Raw genomic sequence first — 21,027 nt, forward strand, 5'->3', positions numbered from 1 at the left:
GAGTAACTGTGACGTGACGCACAGGCCAACTGCGCATTTCGTTCATATCGTTCGCGAACGGTTCCCGCAGCGCGCCGCGCGGGTGACCAGTTGGCACACTGGTGTGCAGAATGGCGGCATGACCGGCCGTCCGTGGGAGTTGCGTCGCCAGGTGCTCTGGCTGCAGACGGCCATGGTCGCGGTGATGATCCTGCTGGTCTGGATGGTGCTGCTTGCGCACAGCCGGACCCAGGCTGACCGGGACGCCGCCGCAGCGGGGGTCGCGCCACCTGGCTGGAATGACCTGATCGAGCTCGAACTGCGGTCCATGCTGGGCGTCGCGAGCCTGATCCTGGGCGTCGCGGTGGCCGGTAACGCGCTGGTCGCCTGGCGGGTCCGGCACACGACCCGAGGGATGGGGACGCAAGCCCTCGCCTGGATGCTCGACTTCTACGAAGGAGTACTACGGGCTGCGCGCGAAGGCCTGATCCTGATCGACTCGCACGGCCGCGTCCAGCTGGTCAACGACGAGGCCCGCCGGCTGCTCGGTCTGCGCAACCTCCAGCCGGGCGCGACGGTCGAGGACCTCCATCTGCCGGCCACCCTGTCCGGCCTCCTGCGCGCCGGCCGGACGGCGTACGACGAACTGCATCTCGGTGCTCATGGGGTCGTCGTGGTCAACCAGCAGCCGGCCCGGTCCGGGCGGATCGTCACGCTGCGGGACCACACCCAGCTACAGGCGCTGCTCGGCGAGCTGGACGCGGTCCGCAGCCTGGCCGAGTCGCTGCAAGCCCAGAACCACGAGGCGTCGAACCGCCTGCACACCGTCGTCAGCCTGATCGAGATCGGCCGGCCGGAGCGCGCACGGGAGTTCGCGGTCTCCGAGCTGCAGCTCGCCCAGGCGATGACCGATCGCGTCGTCGGTACGGTCGGCGACCCGGTCCTCGCGTCGCTGCTGCTCGCCAAGCTGGCCCAGGCGCAGGAGCGTGGCGTGCTGCTCACGCTCGAGCTCGGCTCGGAGGCGCTGCACACCAGGCTGCCGGCGCAGGACATCGTCACCGTGGTCGGCAATCTGCTCGACAATGCGATCGAGGCCGCGCGCGGTGGTACTGCGCCGCGACGGGTCGAGTTGAAGGCGTCGACGAGTGCGGAGTTCATCGACCTCGCGGTGACCAACACCGGCGCCGAGTTGGGGGCGACCGAGCTGGCTCGCATGTTCGAGCGGGGCTGGACGACGAAGGCTGAGCCGGGTCATGGGTTGGGGCTGGTGCTGGTGCGCAGTACGGTCGAGCGCTGGCAGGGGACGTTGATGGTCGACCCCGACTCCGAGCTGGACGACGTACCGGCGTTGACTGTGCGAGTGCGGTTGCCCCGGGCGGTGAGCGCCAGTGCCTGATCTGCGCGTGCTGGTGGTCGAGGACGATCCGGTCGCGGCCGAGGCTCATCGCGTGTACGTCGATCGGCTGCCCGGCTTCGTCTGCGTCGGACTGGCCGGTACTGCGGCCCGCGCGCTGCACATTCTGAGTGGCGAGCAGGTCGATCTCGTCTTGCTCGACATGAATCTGCCCGATGGGCACGGGCTCGACGTAGTACGCCGGATGCGTGCTGCGGGCAACCAAACCGATGTGGTTGCCGTGACGGCTGCGCGCGAGGTGGCCGCGGTACAGGCTGCTGCCCGGATCGGGGTTGTGCAGTATGTGCTGAAGCCGTTCGCCTTTGAAACGTTGAGGGATCGGCTCACCGCCTATGCGCGACAGCGGCGTGCGGCGGAGTCGGGGCAGGTCGTCGCGGATCAGGACGAGGTCGACAGGTTGTTGCATCCGGCAACCAGCTCGTCGGTGCCCAAGGGCCTGGCGGGATCGGTACTGGATCGCGTGGTGACCCTGCTCGGCAACCGCGAGAGCTGGACGGCCGAGGAGGTCGCGACCTCGATCGGTACGTCGCGGATCACGGCCCGGCGCTACCTGGAACACCTGGCCGACCAGGGTCAGGCGTTGCGTACCCAGCGGTACGACGGGCGCAGCGGGCGCCCTAAAGTCGAGTACTCCTGGGTTTCCGAGAGTTAGACGCGGACGAGCGTTGCCCAGAGGTGGGGCTGGAGCGGGAGGCCCTCAGCGGCCATGTCGTAGGCCCACATCAGCTCGCCCTTGACCAGGCCGTAGAGCCGGTGGCCGGCGTTGACCTCTTTGGCCGTGACGGTCCGGGCCACCACGTCGGTGCGCATCTCGATCTTGGCGCCGTCGATCTCGCCGTACCAGATCTCCGCGAAGCCCGTCGGGTGCGCCATCACGACCTCGAGCTTGTTGTCCGGCTTCGGCCGCCAGAAACCCGTCTCGAGCGCCAGCGGACGCTCCCGCTTACCGTCCTCGCCGACCACGTAGGTCTGGCTGACGTAGTGCAGGAAGGGCTTGCCGTTGTGGCTGAAGTCGATCTGCTGCCCGAACTCGAACTTCTCGATCGACGGGTAGTCACCGTGTCCGCGACCCTCCCAGCGGCCGAGCAGCCAGGCGAGCGGCATCAGGTCGGGGTGCAGGTCCTGCGGGATCTCGAACGCCATCGGTCGCCTCAGCTCGCGCTACGGCCGCGGTACAGCCGGTAGACGACGAATGCGGAGAACCAGCCCATGAACACGGTGACGAGCACCAGCAGGGACGTGAAGATGACGTGTAGCACGTCGCCAGTCTAGGGGATGGTCGCGGCGGACTCGGCTACGGTGGCGTGATGTCCCGCACGCTGGTGATCAAGCTGACCGCAGGCGCCGATGAACCCGAGCGCGCCAACCAGGCTCTGACAGTCGCCGCGACGGCCGTCGCCTCTGGCGCACAGGTGTCGCTCTGGCTGACCGGGGAGGCGGTGTGGTTCGCCGTACCGGGCCGCGCCGAGGCCTTCGAGTTGCCCCACGCGGCACCCCTGGCAGACCTGCTGGCCGCAGTACTAGCCGGCGGCCAACTAACCGCGTGCACCCAATGCGTCAAACGCCGAGACCTCACCGAGGCCGACCTACTCCCCGGCACCCGCATAGCCGGCGCCCCCGCCTTCACCGAAGAGATCCTGACCGACGACGTACAGGCAATCGTCTACTAATCCCCCCGCCGCCGGTACGCACGCGAACTACTCGCCGATGCCGGGGCCGTCGCGCTTGCTGCTCTTCTCGGATCGGAGCTCGGCTGCCCTGGCGCCGGGGTTCTTACCGCCCGCTCCTGCTTCGACGGGTTCACCGGAACGCGGCCGGGTCGCCTCCGAGGCGCTGACCTGGCCTTCCTGGAAGCCTCGCAGCCGGTCGAGCTCCTCCTTGGGGATCTGGTTCTGCCCGTTCTGCTCCCCCGGACCGTCCTGTCCGTTCTGCGCCCGAGCATCTTCCAAAGCGCGATCAACAACATCCGGCTGCCGCTCCGTGCTCAGGTCCTCTGTCCGCGCCGCCGCAGCCTGATCACCACCGGTAGGCAACCCCGGCTGAGGCCCAGCCTCCCCCACCTCAATCTGCCCCTCCCGCCCCTCGCGCCCTTGCCCGTTCTGATCCGGCCCGTCCTGGTCCAGCCCGTCCTGGTCCAGCCCGGATTGCTGCGCGTCCTCACCGATCACCGCAGGCGCAGCACCGTCCTCATCGAGGATCCGGTCCTCCCGCCCGGGCTCGCCCTGGTCCCGGTCCTGGTCCAGCCCGAGGTCCTGGTCTAGCCCGGGCTGTTGTGCGTCTTCGCCGAGTACTGGTGGTGTGGTGCCGTCGTCGTTCAGTAGTTGGTTGTTCTGTTGTTGGTCGTCCAGCGCCTCGTGGTCCTGGCGCTCCTCCAACTCTTCGGCTGCCTCTTCGGCGGCGACGACCGCACCGGCTCCGGCGGCGGCGACCGCTGGGAGCGCGTCGCCTCCGCGTGCCTCTTCGGTCTCGCGTGCTTCCGCGTTCCGCTCGCGCTCGCGCTCCCGCGCCTGCTCGGCGTCGCGCTCCGCCTGGGCCGCCTGGCGCTGCTCGACGGCGTCGATCTCGCCGTTGCCGTTGGGGTCGACGACGTTCCGCTCGAGGTCGTCCTCGGTCTGACGCTGCTGATCCTCGCGGTCGTCGAGCCCGTTGTGGTCGACGTCGCGCTGCTCCGCCACCTCGCGCTGGATGTCCTCCGGCGTCAGGTTCGGGTCGGCGTCCATCCGGTCCCGCTGGTCCTGCTGCCAGCGCGCCTCCGCCTCGACCCGCTGCGTGCGCTGGTCGTCGGGCAGCCGATCGATCGACTCGGCGAACTCCGGATTGTGGTTGCGCTCGTTCTGCAGGTCCTCGACCAGGGAGCGACGCTCCTGTTCCCGGTGAACATCTAGCTGCCAGTGGTTGTCCTGCGACCGCGCTTCCCGCATCAGCCGCGACAGGTCGGGCGTGCGCTTGCGGAGCAGCCGGGCGGAGAACTCCCGGACCTGCTGGAAGACCCGGTAGAGATCCTGCAGGACCTCTTCCTCGATCGACGCCATCAGGCCACCTCGCTCGCATAGACGGAGTACCCGAAGCCGGCACTGGTCGTGGCCGGCGTCGCCTCGGGCTGGGTCGCGTACAGGTGCATCTCAGCGCCGGGTCGTAGCCAGACTGCCAGATGCCGTCGTCGCCCGCGCCATTCCAGCGGGATCCGCGGATCGCTCCCCGGTCCGACGAACACGGGCTGTCCCCAGTACCGCCGGGCGAGCTCCAACTGCTCCGGCCAGTGGTCGTCGAGACCGTCCTCGGCGTCCCCGACCTCTTCCGGAGCGATCTCGTACGCCGACCACCCACTGCGCGGGCTGTCCGGCAGTACTGCGTCTGGCAGCACCAGCATCACGGTCTGACGCGGGGTGACGAGACCCCAGGTGTAGCGGCTCGGGTCGATGTTGCCGGGAGCCCAGGGACGCCAGCCGGTGGCCGCGGTGACGCGCGACACCAGGGCGCGAATCGCGTCCAGCCCCGTCTCGGGCGGACCCCAGACGCGCTTCCAGTCGGACACCTCCGCGAGATCGGCCAGAGCGCGCTCGTCATCGTCCGACGTCCGCTGCTGCGTCCTCACCTGTCCCGCTCCTCTCCCTCGAACCTGCCCAGCCTAAGGCGACGAGGTGGCATCCTGCTCGGACGCAACCCCCAGCCTGTGGATAGCGGGTCTCGTTCGGGAGCTGTAAGCGCCGGCGGGTAGTACCGGCTGAGCGTTCGCGAGCAGTAACCGGAGGCGACCGTCGGGTGCGCGGTTTCTGCGTTGTGATGAGAACCATGAAGTTGCCGCAGTTACCGAAGTTGCCGCTGCCGCAGCCGCCCACGGAGGAATCCTTCCCGTCGCCGTTGCACCACCCGCGGACCGCCACGGTGCTCGGCCGCTGGCTCGGGGTGGCGATCACGATCTGCTTCCTGACCGGGCTGTTCAGCCACTTCCAGCAGGCGACACCCGGCTGGCTCGCGATCCCTACCCGCCCCGCTTCCCTGTACCGGGTCACGCAGGGCCTGCACGTGCTGAGCGGAATCGTCTCCGTCCCGCTCCTGCTGGCGAAACTGTGGACCGTCTACCCGAAGCTCTTCGCGAAGCTGCCCTGGCCGCCGAGCCGCAAGGCACTCGGCACCGTCCTCGAGCGCGGCTCGATCCTTGTCCTGGTCTCGGCACTGGCGCTGGAACTCTTCATCGGCTTCCTCAACACCCTGCAGTGGTATCCCTGGCCGTTCCCCTTCAAGGAAACGCACTACGCCCTCGCCTGGATCATCATCGGCGCCCTGCTCGTCCACCTAGCGGTCAAGCTCCCGCTCATCATCGCCAACTGGCGCCGAACACCAGCCGACCGTACGCCGGTGCCGCAGTTCGCCGAGCTACCAAACCCCCAACCCGATGCCGGTACGCCGGTACCGCGCCCCGCGGACTCGTTGCCACCAGCAATCACCGGGCTGAGCCGCCGTGGCCTGTTCCGTACCGTCGCCGGCGCCGCCTCACTCGTCGGCATCGCCTCGGTCGGCCAATCCGTCCCCGCCCTCGGGCCGATCGCCGTGCTCTCCCCGCGCAAACCCGACATCGGCCCCCAAGGCCTGCCGGTCAACAGAACCGCCGAGGCTGCCGGAGTCGTCGCCGTCGACACCACCTGGCGCTTCACGGTCGCCGGCCCGGCCCAACTCTCCTACAGCCTCGACCAGCTACGAGCCTTGCCCCAGAGCCGATCAGCCCTGCCGATCGCCTGCGTAGAAGGCTGGAGCCAAGGCGCCCGCTGGGAAGGCATCCGGATCCGCGATCTCTTGAAGCTCTGCGAAGCCCCGGAAGGCTCGCACCTCCGGGTCGTCTCGATGGAGAAGGGCGGCTTCTACGCCACCAGCGAGCTGCCGCCGCAGTTCGCCGAGGACCCGCTCACCCTGCTCGCCCTCCGCCTGAACGGCACCGACCTGGATCTCGACCACGGCTTCCCCGCCCGCATCATCGCCCCCAACCGCCCCGGCATCTTCCAAACCAAATGGGTCCACCGCCTGGAGGTACTCAAATGACCGCGGAGAAGCCACCGGCAGACCAGCCCGAGGCTCCAGCAGAACAGGCCCCCACCACCATCCCCGCAGAGGCCGTGGCTGCCACCCCCGCCGGGGCACGGGTCGCGCGAGTTGCGCTCGGTGTCTTCGGTGTCGGCTTCGGGCTCTGTGGTTTGCGGTTGTTGCTGCAGGCGGTGAGCGTGGACGCCCTGGTGCGCTTACCTTTGTGGCTTGGTGGCGCGGTCGTTGTCGACGACTTCTTCCTGGTGCCGTTGACGGTGAGCGCCGGCTGGCTGGTGACCCACTGGGCGATGGGCCCCGACCGCCACCGCTTGGTCGGTACCGTCCGTACGACCCTCCTGTACGTCGGGGTGACGACGCTGATCGCGATCCCCTTGCTGATCAGACAAGGCAAGGGCGTCAACCCGACCGTGCTGCCGCGCGACTATCTCCGCGACTGGTTGTTGCTGGAGGCCACCATCGTGGCGGTGGGCGTGCTCGTACTGGTGGTTCAGCGACGGCGCTTGACGTTCAGCAGGTCGCGGGCCTCGTCGGGCGACATCGGCGGACGCTGAGCCAGCGTCGCAAGAGCCGCCGCGCGCTCGACCAGCTCCGCATTGTGGGCAACCGGCTGCCCCTTGGCCAGCGTGAGCGTGTCCTCCATCCCCACCCGGAGGTGGCCGCCCTTCGACAACGCGGCCAGCGCGATCGGCAGCGTCGTACGGCCGACACCGGTGGCCGACCAAGACGTCACCGCCGCGGGAAGACCGTTGACCGCAGCAACCAATGCGTCCGCAGTACCGGGCATGCCACCCGGGACGCCCATCACCAGGTCGCAGTGCACCTTGCCGCCGTACGGCAGGCCGAACTTGTCCAGCAGCCGGCCGAGCGCCGCGACGTGACCGAGGTCGAACAGCTCGAACTCCGGTACCACCTCGCGCTCCTGGCTGAGCTGGTAGAGCTCGGTGACGAACGGCCACGGGTTCATGAAGACGTCGTCACCGAAGTTGACCGTGCCCATCGTCAGCGAGCAGGAGTCCGGGGCGGCGTCCAGCACCCGCAGGCGGTGGTCGAACGGGTCCGTCACGGCACCGCCGGTTGACAGTTGCACGATCAGCGCGGTGTTCTCCCGGACCGCGGTCACCGTCTCGGTCAGCCGGCCGAGGTCCAGCGTCGGCCGGTGCTCGGCGTCGCGGATGTGGATATGGATCATCGCGGCCCCGGCTGCCTCGCAGCGCTTCGCCGTCTCGACCAGCTCGTCGAGCGTGGTGGGCAGCGCCGGGTAGTCCGCCTTCGCGGTCTCGGCACCGGTGGGGGCAACGGTGATCAACGTCGACATCATGGATGAATCGTGCCAGATCGCGGTCCGAAACGGGATATTCACCGGCGAAGGACCTCGATGACCGGACGATGTCCGGCTTGGCAGGATGGACCCATGAGAGCAGTAGCGCAGCGCGTGAGCCAGGCATCGGTGACGGTCGACGGCGAGGTGGTCGGCGCGATCGGCGGGCCCGGCCTGATGGTCCTGCTGGGCGTCACCCATGACGACACCACCGAGAAGGCGGCCGCCCTGGCCGCGAAGATCTGGACGCTCCGAATCCTGCGCGACGAGCGCTCCTGCGCCGACGAACAGGCCCCGATCCTCGCCATCAGCCAGTTCACCCTGTACGCCGACACCCGCAAGGGCCGCCGCCCATCCTGGAGCGCCGCCGCCCCCGGTCCCGTCTCAGAACCCTTGTACGACGCGTTCTGCGCCGCGCTGGAGGCCCTCGGCGCCAAGGTCGAGCGCGGCCGCTTCGGCGCCGACATGCAGGTCGCCCTCACCAACGACGGCCCCGTCACCCTCATCCTCGACGCCTGACCCCTTACGTCCGAAGAAGTGCGCAGACGTCTCACCAGTTCTTCGGACGTAAGCGGCAAGGGCCGGCAACGAACGGACCCCCGGGCCGGATCTCGAGGATCCGGACCGGGGGTCCGAGGTACCTGGCTGAATCGGTGAGGTTCGGCTCAGCGAGGTGATGGTGCGGGTGGCTGGATCAGCCGATCACACCGGCGGCCGAGTGGCCGAGGACAACCTTGGTGTTCAGGCTGTACACGTCGATCACCAGCGCGTTCACGGACACGTACCGGCTCTGACGCACGACCTGGTTGAAGGTCAGCTTGGCGACGCCGGGGATGTCCAGAGTTGCGTTCGGGCCGGTCGCGACCTGGTAGGTCTTCTTGCCGACCTTGATCGAGGCAACACTCGAGGAGTGGTCCAGACCGACCTTGCCGTCCTTGGTCTTCCACGCGGACGCGGAGGACTCGATGGCACCGATCTGGATGCTGCCGACCCGCACACCCGCGACGTGCGAGGTGAACTTGACGGCCGACTTCTCGGCGCCCATGTAGCCCCACTTCGTGGTGTAAGCAGCACCCACGGAAGCGACCTTCGGGACCTCGACACCGGCGATCGAGTTCTTGACCGTCTTTCCTTCCGTGCCCTGGCAGGTGGCCTGGTAGGAGGTCTTGCCCGACTTGACCAGCTTGTCGACCTGAACGGTCGAGACGTAGGCGTCACCCATCACCATGGCCGTGGCCGGCTTGGTGATCTCCGCGCGCGTCTTCAGGACCGCGACGTCGACGCCCTCGGGGATGTACTTGTTCTTCACGTTCGCGTGCAGCACGACGGCCTGCGCGTACGAGTAGATGCCTGCGCTGGTCTTCACGCCACCGACGCGGTTCAGCACGATGTAGCCCAGGCCCGGGATGGCGACCTTGAAGTTCGGGCTCGGCTTCAGCAGCGACGGAACGTTGACGCCACCGATCTTCACCGCGGCGAAGGTGGTGTTGCCCGTGTAGGACAGCTGGCCGTTCTTGTAGACCGACGTGGTCGTCGTCTTGGCGCCGACCAGGTGCAGCAGGTTGCCGACCTTGATGTCGGCGGCGGTCGCGTTGCTGGTCACACCGTTGCCGTGCGCGTCGTTGAACGCGTGGGTGTCGGTGGTGACGGTCTGCGCGATCGCCTGGTTGTTCACGTTCGCGGTGGCGAGATCGTTGCGGTCTTTCGCGCTCGAGTTCGTGGTGCAGCTGAACTGTGCGACGACGTTCGGGCCGTGCTGGACGATGCCGGCCTCGATCCCGGTGCCGAACGAGTAACCGCTGTAGCCAAACACCGGCGCGGCGGACGCCGAACCCGAGGTCAGCGCGATCGTCGAAGCTACGCCGACAACCGCCGCAACTCCGACGGCAGCGAGCTTCTTGTATCCGATGCGGGGTCTCATGACCCCTCCTCCCTGAGTGATGACGTGACCCTAGTGAGCGGGCCAGGACACAGACACAACTCACCCGGTTGCAGTAGGTAACGACCAGACCCCGCTCCGAGATCAAACCGTTATCCAATCAGCCGCCCCGTGAGAAACGAGATCTTGCGCGTAACTCCGTCCCATGAGATCAACGCCACCCCGGACTCACTGACAGAACAACGAAAACCCTGTGCCGTAAGGAAGATCGGCACAGGGCTGGAACAAGGCCGAAGGGCCCGTCGCGCAAGCAAACGGGCCCTTCGGGGTCAGCAAACTACAGGATCAGACGGCGACGGCCACCTCGGCCACCTCGCCGTACTGCGCCACCACCTGGTGGTCGACCGGGTCGGCCTTCGGCGCCAGCGTGCGCAGGGTCCACGTGCCGGGCGCCGCGAAGAAGCGGAAATGCCCGGTCGCGGACGTCGGGACCTCTGCCGTGAACTCACCAGTGGAGTCGAGCAGCCGCACGTAGGCGCCGTTGACCGGCTCCTCGCCGCGCAGTACCTGGCCCTGGATCACGGCTTCCTTGTCGACGTCGACCCCCTTGAGGTCGAGGCCGCCCTTCTTCGCGCCGCACATGTCAGGCCTTCCCGGGCTCGTCGCCGAGCGCCACCGGTACGCCGACCAGCGAACCCCACTCGGTCCACGAACCGTCGTAGTTCTTGACGTTCTCCTGGCCGAGGATCTCGTGCAGCACGAACCAGCTGTGCGCCGAGCGCTCGCCGATCCGGCAGTACGCGATGGTGTCCTTGCCGAAGTCCAGGCCGGCGTCGGCGTACAGGGTCTTCAGCTCGTCGTCGACGCGGAAGGTGCCGTCGTCGTTGGCCGTCTTGCTCCACGGGATGCTGACCGCGGTCGGGATGTGACCCGCGCGCTGGGCCTGCTCCTGCGGCAGGTGGGCCGGGGCGAGCAGCCGGCCGGCGTACTCGTCGGGGCTGCGCACGTCGACCAGGTTCTTCACGCCGATCGCCTCGTTAACCTCGTCGCGGAAGGCGCGGATCTCGAGGTTCGGCTCCTTGGCCTGGTACTCGGTGGCCTCGCGCTTGACGGCATCGTCGGTCAGCTCGCGGCTGTCCAGCTCCCAGCGCTTGCGGCCGCCGTCGAGCAGGCGGACGTCACCGTGGCCGTAGAGCTTGAAGTACCAGTACGCGTAGGCCGCGAACCAGTTGTTGTTGCCGCCGTAGAGCACGACGGTGTCGTCGTTCTTCACGCCACGCTCGGACAGCAGCGCGGAGAACTGCTCCTGGTTGACGAAGTCGCGCCGGACCTGGTCCTGGAGGTCGTCCTTCCAGTCCAGCTTGATCGCACCGGCGATGTGGCCGGCGTCGTACGCCGATACGTCCTCGTCGACCTCGATGAGGACGATGTTTGCGTCACTCTTGTGCTCCTCGACCCAGTCGGCCGAGACGAGAGCGGATTCCCTGCTCATGAATGCTGCTCCTAAGAAGTAGTAGCGGTGGATGGCGTACGGATGCGTTGGATCAGCAGATAGGCCTCGCAGCCGAGGCAGAGTCCGACGGCGGCGTTCACGAACGCCGCGACCAGGGCGAACCCGGTGGCGACCACGCCGAGCAGCTCGACGCCGGCGAAGTACCCGATCAGGCCGAGGACGGCGAAGACGAGCCCGACCAGCTGCGCGAACCGCGGCGGGGCCGCGTCCTCCAGCTCCTTCGGCGGGCCGAGCCGGGGCCGGATCAGCCGCTTGAACAGCTGCCCGTACGGCGAGGCCTGGACGCCGAAGACGACCGAGATCGCGAACACGACGGCCTGGACGGCGAGGAACCACGGATTGTTGAGCACCAGGGTGAGTGCGAGGACCACCGTGGTCAGCGCCGCGGCGAAGCGGAGCCCGCGCGGGTCGACCTGGGGTTGCTGTGTCGCCGGACTGGACATGACGACTCCCGGAGAAGGAGGTGGTTCGAGCCGAACCCGCCCGGGGCTGCGGGAGGCGACGTACTGGGAACCGTGCTCAGCTACCGGTTCCGGAGCGCTCGGGACGCCGCCTGGTCAGTGGGTACGACACAGGGACGAGCGCATGCGGCAGTTGTCCACTGCCCTGCGCTTGGTCAGCCATGTCGTGTACTCCACGTTCACGAGAGTACGGAAACCAGACGGGACCACCAGCAATGGTCCCATCTGGCGAGACAACTGATCACATTCCGGACGAGCCCTCGCGGGCCGGGGTCAGCGGCGCTGCTGCGGGCCGCGGACCACGTTGGTCTTGGCGACCTTGTCGTGCAGCGCCTGCTTGTTGGTGTCCCAGAGCGGCCACAGGTAGTTGATCAGTCCCAGGAAGCTGAACAAGGTGCCGACCGTGGGGATCCAGCCGAGCAACTGGAGGCCGTAGTCGACGCCGAACCGCTTGAGGACGGCCGAGGCGGGCGGCGGGCCGGGGACGTCACGCAGCCGCACGCTGATACCGGCCGCCATCTTGCCGGGGGTCGCGCCCTTGCGGGTGAGGAAGAGGAACTCGTACAGGAACCCGATGACCAGCGAGATCGCCGCCGCCGGGATGATCCACTGGTACGCCTCCGACGGGATCTCGCCGCTGAACGTCGGCGTGCCGCCTGCCACTCCCCGGTCGTACTCGTCCTCCAGGGTGTCGAAGACGATCTGCGCAAAGCGCCAGTAGAAGTAGCCGACGAATGGCAGGGTGATGAAGAACAGCAGGATGCCGTCGAGGAGACGCGCACCCACCCGGCGCCACCAGCCCGACAGCGGCTGGCCATCAGGGGTCGACGGGACCATCGGGGCGTAGCCGAAGCCCTGCTGCGGGTACGGCGCCTGCGGGTAGGGCGCCTGCTGCCCGTAGCCCTCCCGACCCATGCCCGGCTGGCCTTGCACGCCGGGCTGACCGGGCTGACCGGGCTGATCTTGTATGCCGGGCTGGACAGGGGCCTGCTGGCCGAACTGGCCCTGGTACGGCGGCGGGCCCTCGCGGGGCCGGCGGTAGTCGGTCCAGGAGTCGCCGGCCCAATACCTCTGCTGGGTAGGGTCCTGCGGATCGTCGTACCAACCGGCTGGGAAGCTCATCGCCAAAGCATCACGTACCAGCGGTCCACTCCGCTATCCGGGGCCGCTACCGGTCAGCGGGTCTGGTTGTTTCCACGGCCGCGCCGAGGGCGGCGATCACGTCTGCCTTGCGGGGCTGGCCGCTCGCGCGAGTCACGATCGCGCCGGTCGCGTCGAGCACCAGCACTGTCGGCGTACGCATGATGTCGAGCCGGCGGACCAGCTCCAGGTGGGACTCCGCATCCAGCTCGACGTGCCGGACCCCGTCGACCAGGGCCTCGACCTCGACCAGCGTCCGCCGGGTCGCGCGGCAGGGCGCGCAGAACGCCGACGAGAACTGCAGCATCGTCGCCCGCTCGCCGAGCTCGGACCCGATGTCGGCGGCCGTGATCCGGCCTGCCGGGGTCGACTTGTCCTCCACTGCGTCCTTCTCGGCGCTACGCACGGCGCGGGTGCCCCGGAAGCGCCCGTCGAAGCGGGATTTGAGCACGCTCAGCGTGACGCCGAGGGCGACGGCGCTGACCAGCACGATGATCCCTGGGCTCATGACAATCCAGAGTACGTCGGTGCCCATTAAGCTCAACCGGCCGTTCACCCTGTGGACCTGGTGACGAAAAGTGAGAACTCGGCAACGACCGCCGGGAAAAGCTCAGCGCCGGTTCAAACGGGCGTTTAGAACCACCCTCGGTATTTGACGGGGAAGGATCAGCGGGACGCAACGGTGATGACCACCCGGCGGTTTTTCTGCCGATTCGCATCCGAGGTGTTCGGAACGGCCGGTGCGGTCTCGCCGAAGCCTTTGGTGGTGATCCGCGCGGCGGCGAAGTGCTCGGTCCCGATCAGGTACTGCGCGACCGCCTGGGCCCGCCGTTCGGACAACCGCAGCCCGTACGTCGCGTCGCCGCGGTCGTCCGTATGACCCTCGACCACCAGCTTCGCCGTCGGGGAGCCGGCCTTGATCTTCAGCGCGATCGCGTGCAGCGCCTTGGCCGCATCCGGCCGGATCGTCGCCTGCTCGGTGTCGAAGAGCACATCACCTGGGGCGACGTAGGAGACCTTGCCCTCGCCGGTGAACACGTCGACCTTGTCCTGGCCGGGCAACTTGCGCGACTCCAGCCGGCCAGGATCGACGTCCACATCGGGCAGCCTGACCTCGGGCACCTTCACTGTCTGTATCCGGAGATCCGGGACGGTCCCGTTACCTTTCACGAACCCACCCGGCCTGGCAGCGCCGTTCCGCGAGATCCCACGCCGCACTACGCCCTTGCGGGTCACTGTGGGTAACACGCCCTTGGTCTCCACCTGGCAGATCTGGGGCGAGGTCACCGCCGGAGCCGCCGACCCGCGCACGGTCACGCCGGCGAACTCCTGCTGGCTCCCGGCCAGCACGCTGCCCGGGATCGTCACCGGCGGAATCGTCGCGCCGGTGATCCTGACCGCGCCCAGGCAGCCACCGGGAGCGTCGTACTGGATCACGCAGCCGGCGCTGACGAGCTGGGCCGGGATGGTGAAACCCTCGAGCGCGGTCTTCTGGACACCGTTGTCGTCATAGGTCAGCGGCGCGACGACCACCTCGGGCACGCTCAGCGGGGCCAGTTGCCTGACCGTCCGGCCGGGGCCAGGGGCGCACTCAGGATCCGGCGTGGCCGTCGGTGTCGTACTGGTGGACGACGGCGTGCCCGGAGTCGCGGGGGCCGTCACCGAGGTCGGCCCGGACGGCGGAACCGAGCCGGTGGCCGCCGGATTTTCGGTGTCGCTGCAAGCCGCCAGCGCCGCGGTCACCGCAATCGCGAGTAAACAACTCCTCACCGGCCGTGACGTATTCCGCATTGGCCAAGTCTCGCATGGCGTGCGAACCAGCGGAAATACCACGGCAACATATGTTGCTCGCCGATTAATGTTTCGTGAACGATCCCGAAGTCAGCGGCGCAGCACTGGTCCGAGCGGCTAGTTTCAAAGCTGGCCGCGGTGCGTTGACGGCAGCGGCGGCGACGACTACTTTCGACGGAAGCCGCGGACAGGTTGGTTACTGTGCGCAGCCGTCCGCAGGACGGCCGACGTGAGGTCCGGCCGAAGCGCCACCCGGTCCTGGGGTGAGGACCCGGGTGAAATTCGACCGCTTCGCGCGGTGGGGGGATTAAGGGAATGATTGTGTCGACTACGCCCATGAGCCGATTTAGTCTGGCTGAAATATGGGATCGGATTACCCATTTCTCGCTGTCCATGGACGATCTTTCGCAATGGCGGAATCTCGTTCCTCTGGCGGTCGCCGGAATCGTCGTCTGGGCGCTCTGGCTTTACCGTTTCATTCTGTCCCGGCTGGCCAAGCCGATCGAGAACGACTTCACCACCACCACCTCGGTGGTGGTTCCTTCTTTCCACGAGGATCCGGACATTCTGATGCGCTGCCTGGAATCCTGGCGCCATCAGAACCCGAACGAGATCATCATCGTGCTGGACGTCGCCGACACCGAGGCCTACGAGCGGCTGATCGCGCTGGACGACCCGCGGATCAACCCGATCCTGTTCAAGCACGCCGGTAAGCGCTCGGCGCTCGGCGTCGGGATCCGCGCCGCCTCCTTCGAGGTCCTACTGCTGGTCGACTCCGACACGAGCTGGGAGCCCGGCCTGCTGAAGGCCGTGCAGCGCCCGTTCATCGACCCCGAGGTCGGCGCGGTCAGCACCCAGCAGAACGTGCACGAGCGCACCACCAGCGTCTGGCGCCGGGTCGCCAACTGGCTGGTCAACCTCCGGTACTACGACTACGTGCCCGCGATGGGCGCAGCCGGCGCCGTGGCCTGCGTCTCGGGCCGCACCGGCGCGTACCGGCGCAGCGTTGTCGTGCCGGTGCTGGACAACCTGGAGAACGAGTTCTTCCTCGGCCGGCGCTGTGTCGCCGGCGACGACGGCCGGCTGACCTGGCTAGTACTTGCCTCCGGCTACAAGACCGTGCACCAGTCGTCGGCCAAGGCGCTGTCGATGTTCCCATCCACCTTCCGCGCCTTCGCCAAGCAGCGGATCCGCTGGAGCCGCAACTCCTACCGCTGCTACCTGACCGCGGTCTGGAAGGGCTGGCTGTGGCGGGTGCCACTGGTGACCAAGGTGACCGTGCTGCAGATCCTGCTGACGCCGGTGACGATGGGTATCACCATCGGCTACATGGTGTTCAGCCGGCTGGACTGGACCTGGCAGAGCTTCACTCTCGCCGCCACCTGGATGGTCATCGCCCGCGGTATCCGCGGCATCTCGCACCTGCGCAGACATCCGGGCGAGATCCTGCTGCTGCCACTGGTCGCCGTCACCGTCATCCTGATCGCGCTGCCGATCAAGCTGTACGCGTTCGTGACGATGAACCACCAGGGCTGGCTGACCCGCTCCGAGGACGTGGTCGGCGGCGAGGGCCAGGACGCGGCCTCGCTGGTACGGCCGAACCAGACCATCACCACGCCCCACCTGCAGCCGGCGATGCACCACGAGGCCAGCCAGCCCCGGCACGCCGCTGAGCTGCAGCACTCGAACGAGCTGCAGACGGAGCCCGCCTCATGACCGAGCCCAAGAAGGGCCGCAAGCTCTGGCGTGCCATCGTCGTGATCGGTGTGCTCGGCGTCGCCGGGCTGGTCTGGATGCAGTCCACCGCCTCGGGCTCGCCCGCCGCGTCACCGACCCCGAAGCCGACGCCCAGCGCGGTCAAGCCCGGGAGTACCACGCCCAAGCCGCAGCCACCGGACGCGACCCAGCCGACCACGCCTGGCGAGGCCAAGGACGACAAGGTGATCGACCGGCTCCCGTACCCGGGTGACCCGGAGGCCGAGGCGGCGTACGTGGCCGACGAGGACCGCCGCCTGGTAGAGGTGCGTACGGTCGACTCGCTCGCCCGCTGGAGCAAGACGTCACTCAATTCGCCGTACCGGATCGCCACCGGTTCGGCGTACACGCTGGTGCTGACGCCCCGGCGCGAGGTCTACACGATCAAGGATCTGCTCGGGCTCGCCCCGCAGACCTTCATCCGGCAGCCCGACGGCGGTTACCTGCTGTCCGAGCACGTCGTGATCCAGAACGGCGCGACGCTGAACCTGGCGTCGTCCGGCGGCCTCACGCTGCGACTGGCCAGCGACGACAAGGGCTTCGTCTCGATCGTCAACTACGGCGGCGTTCTGAACGTCCAGGGCGCGAACGGCCGGCCGGTCCGGATCACCAGCTGGAACCGCGACACCGACGGCCCGGACACGCTGACCAACGACGGGCGGTCCTACATCCGCTCGCTCGGCGGCCAGGTCCGCTTCCGGTACGCCGAACTGTCCGACCTCGGCTTCTGGAGCGGTCGTACCGGCGGGCTCTCGCTGACCGGTACCGACCGGCCGAACAGCGGCTCGCTGGACACGCTCGGCGAGACCATGCGGGTCGGCAAGCGCGCCACCAAGGAACGCGAGGCGACCAAGGGCGCGACGAAGCCGGAGACCACCGGCACCACCTTGAACGGCGCGGGCAAGAACAGCCTCAGCCAGGTGCTCCCGGCCGGCAAACTGCCGCTGCCCGAGGTGGACATCGCGGACCCGGAGTACAGCTACGTTTCCGCGCTGATCCAGAACACGACCGTCAAGCGGAACGCCTTCGGGCTGTTCGCGGCCAGCGCCAACGGCCTCGACATCCGCGACAGCAAGTTCGACGACAGCCTGGTCGACGGCATCGTGATGCACCGCTACGTCACCAACGCGGTGATCGACTCCAGTACCGCGGACGGCAACGCCGGCGACGGTTTCGTGCTGTCCCGGGCGACGACGGGCATCGTCTTGTCCGAGATCGAGGCCAGCCGCAACCACCGCAACGGGCTGACCATGTCCGGCCTGCCGCTGGCCGACGGCCCGAGCGCGACCGGCTCCAGCCTGGGCAGCTACGGCAACAACACCGTGTCCAACAGCAAGCTGGTCGACAACGCCCGGTACGGCGTCGAGGTGATCGGCGGGACCAACATCGGCGTCAACGCGAACGACCTGCAGGGCAACGACATGGGCGTCGTCGTCCGGGGTGGCGCCGAGGACGTCTCGGTGGTCGGCAACCGGGTCACCGAACCGATCCGGCAGGGCATCGCGATCCGCGACGGGGTCACCAAGTCGGTGATCACCGGCAACATCGTCAGTGGCGGCAACACCAGCGTGTACCTCCGTGACTCGGCCGCCACGGTCCAGCGCAACACCTTGTCGGACGCCGACTCGCACGCCATCTCGCTGGTCGGCTCGGTGAGCGAGACCAAGGTCACCGAGAACACCATCAGTGGCCGCGGGCCGAGCGCGATCGACACCAAGCGCGCCGCGGACGTCAACATGCACCGCTGGAAGAACGACGAGGGCAACTGGCACGACACCACGCCGTTCGTAGTCACCCTGAAGCGGTTCCTGCAGCCGCTGACGGCGATGTGGCTGTTCCTGGCCGCCCTGCTGATCTTCACCGCCGCCCGCGGCGCACGCCGGATCCGGCGCGTCGTCCACCCGTACGCCGACAAGTCACCGGTGACCGACGGCCGGACACTGTCCGCCGGCTCGGTACCGGTGTCCAACGAGAACCACTTGGGAGCCAGATGACCCGGCTGAGCCGGCTGCTCGAACTGACCAGGCTGAACAAGCTTTCCCGGCGCGAGCTGATCGTCGCCGGAAGTGCAGCCGGGGCGGTCCTGCTGATCGGCGGTGGCATCGTGGCCGTCGCCTGGCCTTCGGACTCCTCTTCCTCCAAACCGCCGGCGTCGGCCGGCCCGTCGATCCCGGTCGTACCGCCGGAGCCCAGCATCCCGGACATCACCGACGACCCGACCGATCCGCCGAGCACGCCGGCGACGACCGGGCCGACGGACACGAAGTCACCGGATGAGCCCGACGACGAAGGCAACGACGACGGCAAGCGCAAGCCGGCCGACGCGCCCTTGATCGCCAACGCGGCACCCGCCGGGCAAGGACCGTTGCCGAACTCGGCGCCGGTCAGCTGCCCGGAGGCGACCGTCACCGTGACGGACACCAAGAGCCTGGAAGAAGCACTAGCCAAAGCCACCCCCGGGGCCAGCATCGCCCTCGAGGACGGCAAGTACACCGGGAAGTTCGTCACCCAGGCGTCCGGTACCGCCGAGCAGCCGATCTGGCTGTGCGGCGGCGCGGGCGCGGTCCTGGACGGCGACAGCGTCAAGGGTGGATACGTCCTCCACCTGAACAAGGCCAAGTACTGGCGGCTGGTGGGTTTCACCGTCACGAACGGTCAGAAGGGTGTGATGGCCGACACCACCGTCGGGTCGGTCGTGCAGGGTCTGACCGTGCACGACATCGGTGACGAGGCGATCCACCTGCGCGCCAACAGTACGGACAACGTCGTCCTCAACAACACGATCTCCAAGACGGGCCTGCGCCGGGACAAGTTCGGCGAGGGCGTCTACATCGGCTCCGCGGTCAGCAACTGGTGCACCACGAACGACTGCCAGCCCGACCGCTCCGACCGCAACGTCGTCAAGGGCAACAAGATGTCGGAGGTCACCTCGGAGGCCATCGACATCAAGGAAGGCACCACCGGAGGGTTGCTGGAGGGCAACACCTTCGACGGATCGGGGCTGAAGGGCGCCGACTCCTGGGTGGATGTCAAGGGCAACAACTACCTGATCAAGGGGAACATGGGCACGAAGTCGACCCAGGACGGCTTCCAGACGCACCAGATCCTGAAGGGCTGGGGCGACCACAACGTCTTCACCGGCAACATCGCGACCGTCGACGGACCCGGCCTGGCCATCGCGCTGCGCCAGCCCGCGTCGAACGTCGTTGCCTGTGACAACAAATTCACGGCGGCCGGCGAAGGGCTGAGCAACATTCCCTGCCGCTGACCGACCTGCAAACCTGCGCAGTACCCGTACTACCCACATCACCTGTCCGCCGGCCAGAGACCGGACGGGCTGCTTCCACCTGCGAACCTATGGGGGGTTCTGATGGCTGCCAAGCCACGCATCACCGTTCTGGGCACCGGATACCTGGGCGCGACGCACGCGATCTGCATGGCCGTTCTCGGCTTCGAGGTACTCGGGATCGATACCGACGAGGCCAAGATCGCGGCGCTCGCCGACGGCCGCGTCCCGTTCTACGAGCCCGGCCTGCCCGAGATGCTTCGTAAGGCGCTCGACTCCGGCCGGCTCCGGTTCAGCACTGACATCGCCGAGGCCGCCGCCTTCGGCGACGTGCACTTCGTCTGCGTCGGTACGCCGCAGATGAAGGACTCGCCCGCCGCCGACATGACGTACGTCGACGCCGTCGTCACCGACCTCGCCCGGCACCTCACACGGCGCAGCCTGGTGGTCGGCAAGTCCACCGTGCCGGTCGGTACCGCGGCCCGGCTGACGAGTCTGCTGCAGTCGACCGCGCCGGCCGGCGACCAGGTCGAGCTGGCCTGGAACCCGGAGTTCCTGCGCGAAGGCTTCGCCGTCGAGGACACGATGCGGCCGGACCGGCTCGTCTTCGGGGTCGCGTCGGACTGGGCGCTGGAGCAGTTGCAGGCGGCGTTCGCTCCGCTGCTCGAGGCCGAAGTACCGGTCGTGGTGACCGATCTGCCGACCGCCGAGCTGGTCAAGGTGTCCGCGAACTCCTTCCTGGCCACGAAGATCTCGTTCATCAACGCGATGGCCGAGGTATGCGAGACCACCGGCGCCGACGTCCAGCAGCTGGCGGCGGCGCTGTCGTACGACCCGCGGATCGGCGGGCGGTTCCTGCGGCCCGGGCTCGGGTTCGGCGGCGGGTGCCTGCCGAAGGACATCCGGGCCTTCATCCACCGCAGCGAGGAGCTCGGCGTCGGGCAGGCGGTCTCGTTCCTGCGCGAGGTCGACGCGATCAACCAGCGGCGGCGGCAGCGGACGGTCGACCTGATCCGTTCGCAGGCGGGCGGCTCGCTGGCCGGAGTGACGGTCTGTGCACTGGGGGCGGCGTTCAAGCCCGACTCCGACGACATCCGGGACGCGCCGGCGCTGGACGTGGCCCGGCTGCTGCAGGCCGAAGGGGCGATCGTACGGGTGTACGACCCGCAGGCGATGGATAACGCACGCAAGGCGTACCCGGATCTGCACTACGCCTCGGGTGTAGCCGAGGCAGCAGAGGGTGCGCATGTCGTTGCGCTGCTGACCGAGTGGGATCAGTTCCGTGACATCGACCCCGAGTGGCTCGGCGAGATCGTCGCCGTCCGGGCGATCGTGGACGGACGGCACGCGCTCGACCCGGTGGCCTGGCGCGCAGCCTCTTGGGACTACCGCGCTCTCGGCCGCGCCATGGACCCCGCGGCCTGACCTTGGGCGCCGGCTTCCCCCTCCGG

General features: G+C 68.2%; 21 protein-coding genes. 10 read left to right on the top strand and 11 right to left on the bottom strand.

What is annotated here, in order from left to right; genetic code table 11:
• The first annotated feature begins 118 nt into the window (after positions 1–118).
• Positions 119–1,375 carry an ATP-binding protein gene (locus G3I17_RS09280; RefSeq protein WP_164595518.1) on the top strand — a complete coding sequence of 419 codons (1,257 nt, stop codon included), beginning with the start codon at positions 119–121 and terminating at the stop codon, positions 1,373–1,375.
• Entirely contained in the window at positions 1,368–2,045 is a 678-nt protein-coding gene (locus G3I17_RS09285) for a response regulator (RefSeq protein ID WP_164595519.1), read from the top strand. Before G3I17_RS09280 ends, G3I17_RS09285 begins: the two co-directional genes overlap by 8 nt.
• Here the strand turns inward: G3I17_RS09285 and G3I17_RS09290 are convergent.
• Entirely contained in the window at positions 2,042–2,536 is a 495-nt protein-coding gene (locus G3I17_RS09290; RefSeq protein ID WP_164595520.1) for an FABP family protein, read from the bottom strand. The genes G3I17_RS09285 and G3I17_RS09290 overlap by 4 nt on opposite strands.
• 164 nt (positions 2,537–2,700) lie before the next feature.
• Here G3I17_RS09290 and G3I17_RS09295 point away from each other — a divergent pair, with 164 nt between their 5' ends.
• On the top strand, positions 2,701–3,063 hold the full coding sequence (locus G3I17_RS09295; RefSeq protein ID WP_164595521.1) for a DsrE family protein: 363 nt from the start codon (positions 2,701–2,703) through the stop codon (positions 3,061–3,063).
• A 27-nt stretch (positions 3,064–3,090) separates the two neighbouring features.
• Here the strand turns inward: G3I17_RS09295 and G3I17_RS09300 are convergent, their stop codons facing one another.
• Positions 3,091–4,425, bottom strand: a complete 1,335-nt coding sequence (locus tag G3I17_RS09300; RefSeq protein ID WP_164595522.1) for a hypothetical protein — start codon at positions 4,423–4,425, stop codon at positions 3,091–3,093.
• Positions 4,425–4,988, bottom strand: a complete 564-nt coding sequence (locus tag G3I17_RS09305) for a hypothetical protein (RefSeq protein WP_203589920.1) — start codon at positions 4,986–4,988, stop codon at positions 4,425–4,427. The genes G3I17_RS09300 and G3I17_RS09305 overlap by 1 nt, the downstream gene beginning before the upstream one ends.
• Before the next feature lie 197 nt (positions 4,989–5,185).
• On the opposite strand from G3I17_RS09305, the gene G3I17_RS09310 reads away from it, so the two are divergent.
• Positions 5,186–6,430 (top strand): molybdopterin-dependent oxidoreductase, encoded by a 1,245-nt coding sequence (locus tag G3I17_RS09310; RefSeq protein ID WP_164595523.1) that lies wholly within the window; start codon positions 5,186–5,188, stop codon positions 6,428–6,430.
• Complete coding sequence (locus G3I17_RS09315) at positions 6,427–6,984, top strand: hypothetical protein (protein ID WP_164595524.1); 558 nt, start codon at positions 6,427–6,429, stop codon at positions 6,982–6,984. The genes G3I17_RS09310 and G3I17_RS09315 overlap by 4 nt, the downstream gene beginning before the upstream one ends.
• Here the strand turns inward: G3I17_RS09315 and G3I17_RS09320 are convergent.
• Positions 6,921–7,751 carry a 3-keto-5-aminohexanoate cleavage protein gene (locus G3I17_RS09320; protein WP_164595525.1) on the bottom strand — a complete coding sequence of 277 codons (831 nt, stop codon included), beginning with the start codon at positions 7,749–7,751 and terminating at the stop codon, positions 6,921–6,923. The genes G3I17_RS09315 and G3I17_RS09320 overlap by 64 nt on opposite strands.
• A 93-nt stretch (positions 7,752–7,844) precedes the next feature.
• Between G3I17_RS09320 and dtd the strand changes: the two genes are divergently transcribed.
• Positions 7,845–8,270, top strand: a complete 426-nt coding sequence (dtd, locus tag G3I17_RS09325) for a D-aminoacyl-tRNA deacylase (protein WP_164595526.1) — start codon at positions 7,845–7,847, stop codon at positions 8,268–8,270.
• Positions 8,271–8,445: 175 nt separating this feature from the next.
• Here dtd and G3I17_RS09330 read toward each other — a convergent pair whose 3' ends face one another.
• The 7 genes from G3I17_RS09330 to G3I17_RS09360 form a co-directional block, all read right to left on the bottom strand.
• Positions 8,446–9,672: a choice-of-anchor P family protein gene (locus tag G3I17_RS09330; RefSeq protein WP_164595527.1), complete on the bottom strand. Its 1,227-nt coding sequence runs from the start codon at positions 9,670–9,672 to the stop codon at positions 8,446–8,448.
• 303 nt (positions 9,673–9,975) lie between these two features.
• Positions 9,976–10,272 (bottom strand): DUF1416 domain-containing protein, encoded by a 297-nt coding sequence (locus G3I17_RS09335; RefSeq protein WP_164595528.1) that lies wholly within the window; start codon positions 10,270–10,272, stop codon positions 9,976–9,978.
• A 1-nt stretch (position 10,273) separates the two neighbouring features.
• The gene (locus tag G3I17_RS09340) at positions 10,274–11,122 is read right to left on the bottom strand and encodes a sulfurtransferase (protein WP_164595529.1); all 849 of its coding nucleotides are present in this window, start codon (positions 11,120–11,122) and stop codon (positions 10,274–10,276) included.
• Between the two features lie 11 nt (positions 11,123–11,133).
• Positions 11,134–11,586, bottom strand: a complete 453-nt coding sequence (locus G3I17_RS09345; RefSeq protein ID WP_164595530.1) for a DUF4395 domain-containing protein — start codon at positions 11,584–11,586, stop codon at positions 11,134–11,136.
• A gap of 291 nt (positions 11,587–11,877) precedes the next feature.
• Entirely contained in the window at positions 11,878–12,726 is an 849-nt protein-coding gene (locus tag G3I17_RS09350) for an RDD family protein (protein ID WP_164595623.1), read from the bottom strand.
• 46 nt (positions 12,727–12,772) lie between these two features.
• Positions 12,773–13,126 carry a thioredoxin family protein gene (locus tag G3I17_RS09355; RefSeq protein WP_343238252.1) on the bottom strand — a complete coding sequence of 118 codons (354 nt, stop codon included), beginning with the start codon at positions 13,124–13,126 and terminating at the stop codon, positions 12,773–12,775.
• Positions 13,127–13,410: 284 nt separating this feature from the next.
• Positions 13,411–14,487: an OmpA family protein gene (locus tag G3I17_RS09360; RefSeq protein ID WP_164595532.1), complete on the bottom strand. Its 1,077-nt coding sequence runs from the start codon at positions 14,485–14,487 to the stop codon at positions 13,411–13,413.
• Positions 14,488–14,928: 441 nt separating this feature from the next.
• Between G3I17_RS09360 and G3I17_RS09365 the strand changes: the two genes are divergently transcribed.
• The 4 genes from G3I17_RS09365 (at position 14,929) to G3I17_RS09380 (ending at position 21,001) form a co-directional block, all read left to right on the top strand.
• Positions 14,929–16,251: a glycosyltransferase gene (locus tag G3I17_RS09365; RefSeq protein ID WP_239062326.1), complete on the top strand. Its 1,323-nt coding sequence runs from the start codon at positions 14,929–14,931 to the stop codon at positions 16,249–16,251.
• Positions 16,248–18,284: a right-handed parallel beta-helix repeat-containing protein gene (locus tag G3I17_RS09370; protein ID WP_164595534.1), complete on the top strand. Its 2,037-nt coding sequence runs from the start codon at positions 16,248–16,250 to the stop codon at positions 18,282–18,284. The genes G3I17_RS09365 and G3I17_RS09370 overlap by 4 nt, the downstream gene beginning before the upstream one ends.
• Positions 18,281–19,558: a right-handed parallel beta-helix repeat-containing protein gene (locus G3I17_RS09375; protein ID WP_164595535.1), complete on the top strand. Its 1,278-nt coding sequence runs from the start codon at positions 18,281–18,283 to the stop codon at positions 19,556–19,558. The genes G3I17_RS09370 and G3I17_RS09375 overlap by 4 nt, the downstream gene beginning before the upstream one ends.
• Before the next feature lie 102 nt (positions 19,559–19,660).
• Positions 19,661–21,001 carry a UDP-glucose/GDP-mannose dehydrogenase family protein gene (locus tag G3I17_RS09380; RefSeq protein WP_164595536.1) on the top strand — a complete coding sequence of 447 codons (1,341 nt, stop codon included), beginning with the start codon at positions 19,661–19,663 and terminating at the stop codon, positions 20,999–21,001.
• Positions 21,002–21,027 lie beyond the last annotated feature (26 nt).

It is taken from the genome of Streptomyces sp. SID13031 (assembly GCF_010548305.1).
GTDB lineage: Bacteria > Actinomycetota > Actinomycetes > Propionibacteriales > Kribbellaceae > Kribbella.